Source organism: Pseudomonas idahonensis, from assembly GCF_037903935.1.
GTDB lineage: Bacteria > Pseudomonadota > Gammaproteobacteria > Pseudomonadales > Pseudomonadaceae > Aquipseudomonas > Aquipseudomonas danubii.
In genome coordinates, this window is record NZ_CP149586.1 from 1447268 (window position 1) to 1459847 (window position 12580).

At 62.5% G+C, this 12580-nt stretch carries 12 protein-coding genes; 10 read left to right on the forward strand and 2 right to left on the reverse strand.

All coding sequences use genetic code 11. The features are described from left to right. The first annotated feature begins 102 nt into the window (after window positions 1–102). From WIN67_RS06585 to pcaC, 10 genes are all read left to right on the forward strand, one after another. Window positions 103–1449: an MFS transporter gene (locus WIN67_RS06585; RefSeq protein ID WP_221809234.1), complete on the forward strand. Its 1347-nt coding sequence runs from the start codon at window positions 103–105 to the stop codon at window positions 1447–1449. A gap of 307 nt (window positions 1450–1756) precedes the next feature. Then, the gene (locus WIN67_RS06590; RefSeq protein ID WP_102861493.1) at window positions 1757–2614 is read left to right on the forward strand and encodes a CoA transferase subunit A; all 858 of its coding nucleotides are present in this window, start codon (window positions 1757–1759) and stop codon (window positions 2612–2614) included. Beyond that, window positions 2614–3393, forward strand: a complete 780-nt coding sequence (locus tag WIN67_RS06595) for a CoA-transferase subunit beta (RefSeq protein WP_102861494.1) — start codon at window positions 2614–2616, stop codon at window positions 3391–3393. The genes WIN67_RS06590 and WIN67_RS06595 overlap by 1 nt, the downstream gene beginning before the upstream one ends. Further along, the gene (gene pcaF / locus WIN67_RS06600; protein WP_339071686.1) at window positions 3390–4595 is read left to right on the forward strand and encodes a 3-oxoadipyl-CoA thiolase; all 1206 of its coding nucleotides are present in this window, start codon (window positions 3390–3392) and stop codon (window positions 4593–4595) included. The genes WIN67_RS06595 and pcaF overlap by 4 nt, the downstream gene beginning before the upstream one ends. Window positions 4596–4632: 37 nt before the next feature. Continuing rightward, entirely contained in the window at window positions 4633–5337 is a 705-nt protein-coding gene (gene pcaH, locus WIN67_RS06605) for a protocatechuate 3,4-dioxygenase subunit beta (RefSeq protein ID WP_102861496.1), read from the forward strand. 1 nt (window position 5338) lies between these two features. Further along, window positions 5339–5905: a protocatechuate 3,4-dioxygenase subunit alpha gene (gene pcaG, locus WIN67_RS06610; RefSeq protein ID WP_339070790.1), complete on the forward strand. Its 567-nt coding sequence runs from the start codon at window positions 5339–5341 to the stop codon at window positions 5903–5905. A gap of 251 nt (window positions 5906–6156) precedes the next feature. Then, entirely contained in the window at window positions 6157–7452 is a 1296-nt protein-coding gene (locus WIN67_RS06615; RefSeq protein ID WP_102878644.1) for an MFS family transporter, read from the forward strand. Window positions 7453–7500: 48 nt separating this feature from the next. Next, the gene (locus WIN67_RS06620; protein ID WP_339070792.1) at window positions 7501–8865 is read left to right on the forward strand and encodes a 3-carboxy-cis,cis-muconate cycloisomerase; all 1365 of its coding nucleotides are present in this window, start codon (window positions 7501–7503) and stop codon (window positions 8863–8865) included. Between the two features lie 11 nt (window positions 8866–8876). Next, window positions 8877–9665, forward strand: coding sequence for a 3-oxoadipate enol-lactonase (gene pcaD / locus WIN67_RS06625; RefSeq protein ID WP_102861500.1), 789 nt, complete (start codon window positions 8877–8879; stop codon window positions 9663–9665). Between the two features lie 22 nt (window positions 9666–9687). Next, window positions 9688–10080: a 4-carboxymuconolactone decarboxylase gene (pcaC, locus tag WIN67_RS06630; protein ID WP_159896427.1), complete on the forward strand. Its 393-nt coding sequence runs from the start codon at window positions 9688–9690 to the stop codon at window positions 10078–10080. Window positions 10081–10274: 194 nt separating this feature from the next. Here pcaC and WIN67_RS06635 read toward each other — a convergent pair whose 3' ends face one another. Together WIN67_RS06635 and WIN67_RS06640 are read right to left on the reverse strand one after the other, a co-directional pair. Next, window positions 10275–11618, reverse strand: coding sequence for a short-chain fatty acid transporter (locus WIN67_RS06635; RefSeq protein ID WP_339070794.1), 1344 nt, complete (start codon window positions 11616–11618; stop codon window positions 10275–10277). 64 nt (window positions 11619–11682) lie between these two features. Then, a complete protein-coding gene (locus tag WIN67_RS06640) occupies window positions 11683–12567 on the reverse strand; it encodes a class I SAM-dependent methyltransferase (RefSeq protein ID WP_339070795.1) in 885 nt (294 codons plus the stop codon). Between the last annotated feature and the right edge of the window lie 13 nt (window positions 12568–12580).

Genomic DNA, 12580 nt, shown 5'->3' on the forward strand with positions numbered 1-12580 from the left:
CCGTCCCGCTCGAATCGCCTGATTTTCGCCACCTTTTCTACGTGACCTGATCAGCCCTTGGCGGCCTGTGCGCGCCTGCGTTTTAGTGTGGAAATAAAAACAATGAATCAACCCCAATCCGCTGTAGGGAACTGCCTCGATGTGCAGTCCTTCATCAATTCCCAGCCGCTGTCGCGTTACCAGTGGCGAGTCGTGATCCTGTGTTTCCTGATTGTCTTCCTCGATGGCCTGGACACCGCGGCCATGGGCTTCATCGCCCCGGCGCTGTCCCAGGACTGGGGCATCGACCGTGCCAGCCTGGGCCCGGTGATGAGTGCGGCGCTGATCGGCATGGTCTTCGGTGCCCTGGGTTCCGGGCCCCTGGCTGACCGTTTTGGTCGCAAGGTGGTGCTGGTAGGGGCGGTGCTGCTGTTTGGCGCCTTCAGCCTGGCTTCGGCCTACAGCACCAACGTCGACCAGTTGCTGGTGCTGCGCTTTCTCACCGGCCTGGGATTGGGGGCGGGGATGCCCAATGCCACCACGCTGCTTTCGGAGTACACCCCCGAGCGCCATAAGTCGCTGTTGGTGACCAGCATGTTTTGTGGGTTCAACCTGGGCATGGCGGGCGGTGGTTTCATTTCCGCCAAGCTGATCCCGGCCTTCGGCTGGCACAGCCTGCTGCTGATCGGCGGCGTCCTGCCGCTGATCCTGACCCTGGTGCTGGTGGTCTGGCTGCCGGAGTCGGCGCGTTACTTGGTGGTGCGCAATCGTGGCACCGACAAGGTGCGCAAGACCTTGGCCCCCATCGCTCCGGCCATCGTCAGCGAGGCCGGCAGTTTCAGCGTGCCGGAACAGAAGACGGTGAAGGCGCGCAACGTCTTTGCCGTGATCTTCTCCGGCACTTACAGCGTCGGCACGCTGCTGCTGTGGCTCACCTATTTCATGGGCCTGGTGATTGTCTACCTGTTGACCAGCTGGCTGCCAACCCTGATGCGCGACAGTGGCGCGAGCATGGAGCAGGCGGCCTTTATCGGCGCCTTGTTCCAGTTTGGCGGAGTGCTCAGTGCAGTCGCCGTGGGCTGGGCCATGGACCGTTTCAATCCGCACAAGGTGATTGGCTGTTTCTACCTGCTGGCCGGGGTCTTCGCCTACGCCGTGGGACAAAGCCTGGGCAATATCACCGTGCTCGCCACCCTGGTGCTGATCGCCGGCATGTGCGTCAACGGTGCGCAATCGGCGATGCCTTCCCTGGCGGCGCGTTTCTATCCGACCCAGGGACGGGCCACCGGGGTGTCCTGGATGCTCGGCATCGGTCGATTCGGCGCCATTCTCGGTGCCTGGATGGGCGCCACCCTGTTGGGCCTGGGCTGGAACTTCGAACAGGTACTGACCGCCCTGGTGATCCCGGCGGCGCTGGCCACCACGGCGGTGGTGATCAAGGGCATGGTCAGCCATGCGGACGCGACCTGAGGCTATCTCGCCCTGTAGCCGCTGGCAGGCTGCGACCGGGCCCGGAGGGCCCGCTGCTCCTGAAGGCCCATCGCAAGGTGCCTCGAAGTGCATCGCAGCCTGCGGCAGCACGCACAGCCGGCCCGCAAGGCTGTTTCGGGGCGCAGGAGCGGTAATCGATAGCCACGCAACAATCCGTTCGATAATCGAACGCTCAGTCGATTATCGGATTGTTTGGGGTATTGCTCCGGCTTAATCTTCAGTCACTGCGGCGCGCCTAGAGCGCCTTTTTCTCCAGTCGCTGAATAACAATCGGGAGACCCCATCCATGGCTGAAATCCTTTCGCTGCACGACGCGGTGAAGCAATTCGTCAACGACGGTGACACCGTCGCACTCGAAGGCTTCACCCACCTGATTCCTACGGCCGCAGGTCATGAAATCATCCGCCAGGGCAAGAAAGACCTGACCCTGGTACGGATGACGCCTGACCTGATCTACGACCAGTTGATCGGTGCCGGTTGCGCTCGCAAGCTGATTTTCTCCTGGGGCGGCAACCCGGGTGTCGGCTCCCTGCATCGTCTGCGCGACGCCGTGGAAAAGCAGTGGCCACAGCCCCTGGAAATTGAAGAGCACAGCCACGCCGACCTGGCCAACGCCTATGTGGCCGGGGCCTCCGGCCTGCCATTCGCGGTACTGCGGGCCTATGCCGGCTCTGATCTGCCCAAGGTCAACCCACTGATCAAGACCGTGACCTGTCCCTTCACCGGTGAAGTGCTGGCGGCGGTGCCTTCGGTGCGTCCCGACGTGACGGTGATTCACGCGCAGAAAGCCGATCGCAAGGGCAACGTCCTGCTGTGGGGCATCCTTGGGGTGCAGAAAGAGGCCGCCCTGGCCGCCAAGCGCTGCATCGTTACCGTCGAGGAAATCGTCGACGACCTGAATGCGCCGATGAACGCCTGCGTGCTGCCGACCTGGGCCCTGAGCGCGGTGTGCCATGTGCCCGGCGGCGCCCATCCGTCCTACGCCCATGGTTATTCCGAGCGCGACAACCGTTTCTACCAGGCCTGGGACCCGATCGCCCGCGACCGTGAGACCTTCACCGCGTGGATCAACGAATACATCCACGGCAGTGCCGACTTCAGCGAATTCCAGGCCAAGCTGGCCGCAGCTTCGGAGGCCCAGTAATGACCTACTCCACCAATGAAATGATGACCGTGGCCGCGGCCCGTCGCCTGCAGAACGGTTCGGTATGCTTCGTCGGCATCGGCCTGCCGTCCAAGGCCGCCAACCTGGCGCGCCTGACCTCGTCGCCGGACGTGGTGCTGATCTACGAATCCGGCCCGATTGGCGCCAAACCCAGCGTGCTGCCGCTGTCTATCGGTGACGGTGAACTGGCGGAAACTGCCGACACCGTAGTCCCCACCGGAGAGATTTTCCGCTACTGGCTGCAAGGCGGGCGCATCGATGTGGGGTTCCTCGGCGCGGCCCAGGTCGACCGCTTCGGCAACATCAACACCACAGTGGTGGGTGATTACCACCGGCCCAAGGTGCGCCTGCCGGGGGCCGGCGGCGCTCCGGAGATCGCCGGTTCGGCGAAAAGCGTGCTGATCATCCTCAAGCAGTCTTCCCGTTCCTTTGTCGACAAGCTGGACTTCATCACCTCCGTCGGCCACGGCGAGGGCGGCGACTCGCGCAAGCGTCTGGGCCTGCCCGGCGCCGGGCCGGTGGGGATCATCACCGACCTGTGCATCATGGAGCCGGAAGCCGGTACCCACGAATTCGTCGTCACTTCCCTGCACCCGGGGGTGACCCGCGAGCAGGTGGTGGCCGCTACCGGTTGGGCGATCCGTTTTGCCGAGCATGTGGCCGAGACGGCCGCGCCTACTGAAGTCGAACTGACCGCCCTGCGTGAGCTGGAAGCACGTACCGCTGCGGCCCACGGCCAAGCACCTGGAGAAGCCTGATGCGCGACGTATTCATCTGTGATGCCATTCGTACCCCCATCGGCCGCTTTGGCGGCGGCCTGTCGGCGGTGCGCGCCGACGACCTGGCGGCGGTGCCGATCAAGGCGCTGATGGAGCGCAACCCGACGGTGGATTGGACTGCCGTGGACGAGGTATTCCTCGGCTGCGCCAACCAGGCCGGTGAAGACAACCGCAACGTGGCGCGCATGGCGCTGCTGCTGGCGGGCCTGCCGGACAGCGTGCCGGGCGTCACCCTCAACCGCCTCTGCGCCTCGGGCATGGATGCCATCGGCACCGCCTTCCGCGCCATTGCCAGTGGCGAGATGGAACTGGCGATTGCCGGCGGCGTCGAGTCCATGTCCCGTGCGCCCTTTGTCATGGGCAAGGCCGATGCCGCCTTTTCGCGCAACATGAAGCTGGAAGACACCACCATCGGCTGGCGTTTCATCAACCCGTTGATGAAAGCCCAGTACGGTGTGGATGCCATGCCCCAGACCGCGGACAACGTGGCCGACGACTATAAAGTGTCCCGCGCCGACCAGGACGCCTTCGCCCTGCGCAGCCAGCAGCGCACCGCCGCGGCCCAGGCCGCCGGTTTCTTCGCCGAGGAAATCGTCCCGGTGCGCATTGCCCACAAGAAGGGCGAGAGCGTGGTGGAACAGGACGAACATCCACGGGCCGACACGACCCTGGAAGCCCTGGGCAAACTCAAGCCGGTCAACGGCCCGGACAAGACCGTCACCGCCGGCAACGCGTCCGGAGTCAACGATGGTGCTGCCGCACTGATTCTGGCGTCGGCCGAGGCGGTCAAGAAACACGGCCTGACTCCACGTGCGCGAATGCTGGGCATGGCCAGCGCCGGTGTGGCGCCACGAGTGATGGGCATTGGCCCGGTGCCGGCGGTGCGCAAACTGATCGAGCGCCTGGGTGTGGCCGTCAGCGATTTCGATGTGATCGAACTCAATGAAGCTTTCGCCAGCCAGGGTTTGGCGGTACTGCGGGAGCTGGGTCTTGCCGACGATGCGCCGCAGGTCAATCCCAATGGCGGCGCCATTGCCCTGGGTCACCCCTTGGGCATGAGCGGCGCGCGCCTGGTGCTGACAGCCCTGCATCAGCTGGAAAAGAGCGGCGGTAAAAAAGGCCTTGCCACCATGTGCGTGGGCGTCGGCCAAGGGCTGGCACTGGCCATCGAGCGGGTTTGAATGCCTGCCCTATATAAGAAGAGAACGAGGAACCACCATGAGTGACAAGCCCGGTTACCGGCGCCCGCAAGCGGGTACTCAGCCTGATTACCTGCACCCGGCCTACCAGTCGACCAACACCCGCTCGCCGTCCAAGCCGCTGGTGTTCCTGCCCCATTCGCTGTCGGAAATCACTGGCCCGAGCATCGGCGCCGAGTCGATCCAGGAGCGGGACAACGACCTGACGGCCCAGCACCAAGGCCAGCCCCAGGGCGAGCGGATCATCATCCACGGCCGGGTGCTGGACGAGAACGGCCTGCCGGTGCCGGGCATCCTGGTGGAGATCTGGCAGGCCAACGCCGCCGGTCGCTACAACCACGACCGCGACCTGCACGACGCGCCCCTGGACCCGAACTTCACCGGCACCGGGCGTACCGTCACCGATGCTGAGGGCTGGTATCAGTTCCAGACCATCAAGCCCGGCGCCTACCCCTGGGGCAACCACCACAATGCCTGGCGTCCGGCGCATATCCATTTTTCGTTGTTCGGCCCGAGCATCCTCACCCGTCTGGTGACCCAGATGTATTTCCCCGGGGACCCGCTGCTGGAATATGACCCGATCTACAACTGCGTGCCGGACACCCGTGCCAAGGAACGCCTGATCGCCCGCTTCGACCTGGAGAAAACCATTCCTTCCTACGCCCTCGGTTACCGTTGGGACATTGTCCTGCGCGGCCGCGATGCCACGCCGATGGAGAAATAACATGAGCCTGACCGCGACTACCTCCCACACCGTCGGCCCCTACTACCACATCGGCCTGGCCTGGCTGAACCGCGAAGACCTGACCGAAGAAGGCACCCTGGGCGAGCGAGTGGCAATCACCGGCCAGGTGGTGGACGGCAACGGCAACTTCGTCAACGACGCCATGCTGGAAGTCTGGCAAGCCAACGCTGCCGGCAAGTACCGCCACTGCGAGGACGACCAGGACAAACCTCTGGACCCGAGCTTCCAGGGTTTTGGCCGGGTCCCGGTGGATGGCGAAGGGCGCTTCCGCTTCACCACCATCAAGCCGGGCGCGGTGCCGGGTCTGAAGGGCACGACCCAGGCGCCGCACCTGGTGGTGCTGGTGTTCGCTCGGGGCCTGGTCAAGCACTTGCTGACCCGGATCTATTTCGAGGGTGAACCGGCCAATGCCACTGACCCCTTGCTGGCCTGTGTACCCGAGGAACGCCGCAGCACCTTGCTGGCCAAGTCCGATGCCGAGGGCCGCTATCAGTGGAACGTGATCCTCCAGGGCACCGACGCCGAAACCGTGTTCTTCGACTACTGAGCCGGAGCACTGTGTAGCCGCTGCCGCAGGCTGCGAACAACCCGAAGGGGCGCGGGGTTCTCAAGGTTGCGGCGAGTTTGGCGAGAGATTGCCGAGCAAGGCCCTGCGTACCGAACGCGGCCCGGCCTTTCGCAGCCTCGCCGTGGCTCGGCAGCGGCTACAGGGCAGAACCACAGGGCCCACGTCCCGTAGGGAACGGGGTTGTTGCAAAGTGTGTCTAGATTCGCACTGTCCCCCATGAGTGAAAAACCATGACTACAACGACAAGTCACTACACCGCAGAGGAGCGCAGCAAAAGGATCTTTGCCATTGTCGGTGCGTCCTCCGGCAACCTGGTGGAGTGGTTCGACTTCTACGTCTATGCCTTTTGTGCCATCTACTTCGCTCCGGCTTTCTTCCCCTCTGACGATCCCACCGTGCAACTGCTCAACACGGCCGGGGTATTCGCTGCGGGGTTCCTGATGCGTCCCATCGGCGGCTGGCTGTTCGGCCGGGTTGCCGATCGTCATGGGCGCAAGAACTCGATGATGATCTCGGTGCTGATGATGTGCGCCGGCTCCCTGGTCATCGCCTTCCTGCCAACCTACGCCAGCATCGGTGCCTGGGCGCCGTTCCTGCTGCTGGTGGCGCGCCTGTTCCAGGGCTTGTCGGTGGGCGGCGAGTACGGCACCACCGCCACCTACATGAGTGAAGTGGCGCTCAAGGGCCAGCGCGGTTTCTTCGCGTCCTTCCAGTACGTGACCCTGATCGGCGGACAACTGCTGGCGGTGTCGGTGGTGGTGATCCTCCAGCAGTTCCTCGATGAGGCCGAGCTCAAGGCCTGGGGTTGGCGCATTCCCTTCGTGATCGGCGCCATCGCGGCGGTGATCTCGTTGCTGCTGCGGCGTTCGCTGAAGGAAACCACCAGCAAGGAAATGCGTGAGAACAAGGACGCCGGCAGCATCGCCGCGCTGTTCAAGCATCACTCGGCGGCCTTTATCACCGTGCTGGGCTACACCGCTGGCGGCTCGCTGATTTTCTACACCTTCACCACCTACATGCAGAAGTACCTGGTGAACACCGCGGGCATGCACGCCAAGACCGCCAGCTACATCATGACCGGCGCGCTGTTCCTTTATATGTGCATGCAGCCGCTGTTCGGAATGCTCGCGGACAGGATTGGCCGGCGTAACTCGATGCTCTGGTTCGGCGCCCTGGGCACCCTGTTCACGGTGCCAATTCTGATGACCCTCAAGACCGTCACCAGTCCGTTCCTGGCCTTTGTACTGATCACCCTGGCCCTGGCCATCGTCAGTTTCTACACCTCCATCAGCGGTCTGGTGAAGGCGGAGATGTTCCCGCCACAAGTGCGGGCGCTGGGGGTAGGCTTGGCTTATGCGGTGGCCAATGCGATCTTCGGTGGCTCGGCAGAATGGGTGGCCCTGAACTTCAAGAACATGGGCATGGAAAACACCTTCTACTGGTATGTCACGGCGATGATGGCGATTGCTTTCCTGTTCAGCCTGCGTCTGCCGAAACAGGCTGCATACTTGCACCATGACCTTTGACCCGTACGCCTGTGCCCGCCCAGGGCACAGGCGCACCAAGGACTGTTTATGACCTTACCTGCGAGCAACCAGTTGTTCGATGCCTACTTTACTGCCCGGGAAATGCGTGGGGTGTTCTGTGACCAGGGGCGAGTCCAGGCCATGCTCGACTTCGAGGCTGCCCTGGCCCGGGCCGAGGCGCGCACCGGGTTGATTCCAAGCGCGGCGGTTGCCCCCATCGAGGCGGCTTGCCACGCCCATCTCTATGACTTCCAGGCCCTGGGTGAAGCGATCGCCACGGCCGGCAATTCGGCGATTCCTCTGGTCAAGGCCCTGGGCAAGCAGATCGCCCGGACCGATGCCGAGGCCGAGCGTTATGTGCACCTGGGCGCCACCAGCCAGGACGTGATGGACAGCGGGCTGGTGCTGCAATTGCGCCGCGCCGTGGACTTGCTGGAGCAGGACCTGAACCGTCTGGGCGGCATACTCGCGGCCCAGGCCCAGCGCTATGCCGACACGCCCCTGGCCGGCCGTACCTGGCTGCAACATGCCACGCCGGTGACCCTGGGCATGAAGATCGCCGGTTGGCTGGGGGCCGTGACCCGCAGCCGCGAACGGCTGCAGCAACTCAAGCCGCGTCTGCTGGTGCTGCAGTTCGGCGGTGCCTCCGGAACCCTGGCGGCCCTGGGCGAACAGGCCCTGCCGATTGCCCAGGCCCTGGCGCAAGAACTGCAACTGAGCCTGCCGGAACAGCCCTGGCACACCCAGCGCGACCGTCTGGTGGAGTTCGCCTCGGTGCTGGGCCTGCTGGCTGGCAGCCTGGGCAAGCTGGGGCGGGATGTCAGCCTGTTGATGCAGACCGAGGCGGCGGAAGTCTTCGAGCCTTCGGCGCCGGGCAAGGGCGGTTCGTCCACCATGCCGCACAAGCGCAATCCGGTGGGCGCGGCGGTATTGATCAGCGCCGCGACCCGGGTTCCGGGCCTCTTGGCGACGATGTTTGCCGCCATGCCCCAGGAGCACGAGCGCAGCCTCGGCCTGTGGCACGCCGAATGGGAAACCCTGCCGGAGATCTGCTGCCTGGTGTCTGGAGCCCTGCAGCAGGCCTTGCTGGTCGCCGAGGGCCTGGAGGTCGACAGCGCACGCATGGCGCGCAACCTTGACCTGACTCAGGGCCTGGTTCTGGCGGAAGCGGTGAGCATTGAGCTGGCCCAGCGCCTGGGGCGGGAGACGGCCCATCACCTGTTGGAACAATGCTGCAAGCGTGCGGTGGCCGAACGACGCCATCTGCGCGAGGTATTGGCGGACGATGCCCAGGTCAGCGCCGAGCTGTCGGCGCCAGAGCTGGATCGTCTGATGGACCCGGCGCATTACCTCGGTCAGGCCCAGGCCTGGGTCGAGCGCGCCGTGGCTGAACATTTTGCCTTGAAGGCCTGAAGGAGACTGCTGTGGGATTCGTGAAACTCGCCGAGGGCGATCTGCACTATCAACTCGAAGGACCAGAGGGCGCGCCGGTACTGGTGCTGTCCAACTCCCTGGGCACCGATCTGCACATGTGGGACAAGCAGATCGCGGCGTTCACCCGGCACTTTCGGGTGTTGCGCATGGACACGCGCGGCCATGGCCGTTCGCTGGTGACCGAGGGGCCTTACAGCATCCAGCAACTGGGCCAGGATGTGCTGGCACTGCTGGATGCCCTGGATATCCGCCGGGCGCATTTCTGCGGTCTGTCCATGGGCGGCCTGATCGGCCAGTGGCTGGGGATCAATGCCGGCGAGCGTCTGCACAAGCTGGTGGTGTGCAACACCGCGGCGAAGATCGGCGACCCGTCCATCTGGAACCCACGGATCGAGACCGTGCTGCGTGACGGCCAGGCCGCCATGGTGGCGCTACGCGATGCCTCCATTGCCCGCTGGTTCACCGAGGACTTTGCCGCCGCGCGTCCTGATCAGGCCAAACTGATCACCGACATGCTCGCCGCCACCTCGCCCCAGGGTTATGCCGCCAACTGCGCAGCGGTGCGGGATGCGGATTTCCGTGAGCAACTGGCAGCGATCAAGGTGCCGACCCTGGTGATTGCCGGCAGCGAAGACGCGGTGACGCCGCCTTCTGGCAGTCACTTTATCCAGCAGCACGTGGCCGGCGCCGAGTACGCCGAGTTCTATGCCGCGCATCTGTCCAACGTCCAGGCCGGTGACGCGTTCAGCGACCGTGTCGTGGAATTCCTGCTGGCCTGACCCCGGATTCAAGGAGCCCTTTGTGGACGAGAAACAACGTTATGACGAAGGCATGCAGGTCCGCCGCGCCGTACTGGGCGACGCCCATGTGGACCGCAGCCTGAATGCCCTGAACGAGTTCAACTCGGAGTTCCAGGAAATGATCACCCGCCATGCCTGGGGTGATATCTGGACCCGTCCGGGCCTGCCGCGGCATACCCGCAGCCTGATCACCATTGCCATGCTGATCGGCCTTAATCGTAATGACGAACTGAAAATGCATCTGCGGGCTGCGGCGAGCAACGGTGTAAAGCGTGAAGAAATCAAGGAGTTGATCATGCACAGCGCGATCTACTGCGGGGTCCCGGCAGCCAACAGTACCTTCCATCTGGCTGAATCGATCTGGGATGAACTGGGCATCGAGTCGCGGCTGTAGGCGAACGGCTTTGCTGCTGTTCGCGAGCAGGCTCGCTCCTACGCAGAGCAGATGGTGCTGATGCTGTCGTTGTAGGAGCCGGCTTGCCGGCGAAAAGGGCCGTTAGCTATGGGCGTTGTTGGCAGCGTGTTTGGCCGAGAACAACCAGGTCCAGGCACGGTGGCCCGACGCCTAGGCTATTGGGTCGAGTCCTCTCAGCCTTGGCCCATATAGCCCCAGAGCAGCACGCTGGTGATGTAGATCAGACCTACCCAGAACATGCTGATCACGGTGTAACCCATGATGTCTTTGAGCTGCAGGCGGGAAAGCGCCAGGGCGGGCAATATCCAGAAGGGCTGTACCAGATCGTTCCAGGCATTGCCCAGCATCACCGCCATCGAGGTTTGCGCTAGGGAACTGTCCAGGGCTTTAGCGGCTTCGATCATGAAGGGGCCTTGGATTGCCCAATGTCCGCCGGCCGAAGGGGCAAAGAAGTTAATCAGGAATGAGCTGATCAGTCCCCAGAAGGGCAGGCTCTGTTGAGTGGAGATATCCACGAAGACCCTGGAGATGCTGTCCACCAAGCCAGACCCCGCCATGATCGCCATGATTCCCGCGTAGAAGGGGTATTGGAGAATGATGCCGCTGATGGTTCTGATACCGTCGTTGAGGCGGATGATGTATTGCGCGGGCGTACGCAACAGCAGTATGCCGAGAAACAGAATCAGTCCATTGACCTTGTTCAGGTCCAGGCTCGCACCACGATAGAAGCTTACGGCCAGATAGCTCAGCCCCAGTAGGCCGATACCCAGGCTCAGCAGCCGACTGTTGTTGAGGCGGGTCGCCAGAGTGTGGTCTCCAAGCAAGGGCGCGCCTTGCTTTTGTGTTTGCTGCGACTCGAATTGACCAATATCGATTTCAACTATCGGGGTGCCAGGTGCGGGGTGTAGTGCGGCATTGAGCAGCGGCAAGGTGATCAGCACGGCCAGTGCCGTGAGCAGCATTGGCCAGGAAAATATGGTCTGGCTAAGGCTGATCAGCCCCAGGTTGTGCTGCATCGGATGCCCTGGGGTGGAGATCAGCACTGGAATGGTTGCCGACAGGCCAAGTCCGTAGAGAGTGAAGCCGCTATAGGCGGAGGCGATGATCAATGGATAGTGAATGCCGCGGATATGCACTGCCAGTTTGCGCGCGACGATGCCCCCTACCACCAGGCCGAATCCCCAGTTCAGATAGCTGCCAAGGCCTCCCACCAGCGTGGCGATGATGATTGCGTTCCGTGGCGTACTCACCCGTAGCACTATGGCGTCCAGGGTACGGTTCACCAGAGGTGATGTGGCGAGCACATAGCCCATCGCCAGGATCACCGCCATTTGGGTGGTAAAGGCCAGCAGGTTCCAGAAACCATCGCCCCATTGCAGCAGTGACTCAACAGCAGGAACGCCCTCGACCAGTATCGCCAACAGCAGTGCCAGAAAGGTCAGCACGATGGCGAAGACAAACGGATCTGGCAGGAAACGCCGCATCAGTTCGGTGAAAAAAGAGACGATTGAGTTCATGGTTCTTCCTTGAGTGTGGACCTATTGTTCGAGGTATTGCCAGGCACTTTCGGGGCTGTCCTGTTCAGGGCTTCTTGCCTGCCAGCAGGGACAACTCCCATTCGAATTCCAGGTATTCCCGGCCTGCCGGCCACACGGCCGCCAGTTCCCTGGCCAGTCTTGGCATCGGGTCCAGCCTGCAGCGTTCGACATAGCGTTGGGTCGCCGACCAGGTTCGGATGTGACGGAGGTAGTCCTGTAGGTTCCAGCGTTGGCGAATAAGGAGTTTGGGGGTGTGAATGCGTTCGTAGGGAAAGGGCAGGTGCTGCAGCCCATCAAGCAATAGCAGGTGATTTGCTGGCCAGTATTTCTGCAGGACTACACAGCGGAAATGCTCGACTACCTGTTCCAATGCGGTACTCAACGGCTTGTTGAAGGTATAGCCAGCGATGAGCAACAGCCCCTGGCTTTTCAGGCAATGATCGACCTGACGATAGAGGGCTTGCGTATCGATCAAGTGAATGGCCTGGACCACGCACACAGTGTCGAAGAGATTAGCTGCGAAGCAGGCGTCTTCTGCTGCGAGAACCTGAAAGTTCACGTTGGAGATATAGGGGGTATTGTGAATTTCATGCGCGCTGATATCGGTAGCAGTCACCCTTTCGAAGAACACTGCCAGGTTGATTGCTACCTGGCCTCGGCCAGTGGCACAGTCCCAGGCATGGCCACAGGTTGGTACTTGGTCCCGGATGAAATCGTAAAACTCATTGGGGTAATTAAAATGCGAGATGTGGTTGCTTTGAGTTTCTATGGGAAGGAAGTTCTTATGTTTTTCTATACGTGGATGATTGTTCACTGCCGTCGTTCCTCCTGGAAAATATTCCTGACTTTGCGCACAGTTGCGCAGCGGCTGGAAATGGTATGGCAGCGTTGTAGAAGACAACCAATGGTATATTTCCATCATATTCATCGATGCTGGTGAT

Excerpts from the sequence above, each read along its gene's own strand:
- WIN67_RS06585 (WP_221809234.1), top strand. The coding sequence starts at position 103 with ATGAATCAACCCCAATCCGCTGTAGGGAACTGCCTCGATGTGCAGTCC.
- WIN67_RS06590 (WP_102861493.1), top strand. The coding sequence starts at position 1,757 with ATGGCTGAAATCCTTTCGCTGCACGACGCGGTGAAGCAATTCGTCAAC.
- WIN67_RS06595 (WP_102861494.1), top strand. The coding sequence starts at position 2,614 with ATGACCTACTCCACCAATGAAATGATGACCGTGGCCGCGGCCCGTCGC.
- pcaH (WP_102861496.1), top strand. The coding sequence starts at position 4,633 with ATGAGTGACAAGCCCGGTTACCGGCGCCCGCAAGCGGGTACTCAGCCT.
- pcaG (WP_339070790.1), top strand. The coding sequence starts at position 5,339 with ATGAGCCTGACCGCGACTACCTCCCACACCGTCGGCCCCTACTACCAC.
- WIN67_RS06615 (WP_102878644.1), top strand. The coding sequence starts at position 6,157 with ATGACTACAACGACAAGTCACTACACCGCAGAGGAGCGCAGCAAAAGG.
- WIN67_RS06620 (WP_339070792.1), top strand. The coding sequence starts at position 7,501 with ATGACCTTACCTGCGAGCAACCAGTTGTTCGATGCCTACTTTACTGCC.
- WIN67_RS06635 (WP_339070794.1), bottom strand. The coding sequence starts at position 11,618 with ATGAACTCAATCGTCTCTTTTTTCACCGAACTGATGCGGCGTTTCCTG.
- WIN67_RS06640 (WP_339070795.1), bottom strand. The coding sequence starts at position 12,567 with ATGAATATGATGGAAATATACCATTGGTTGTCTTCTACAACGCTGCCA.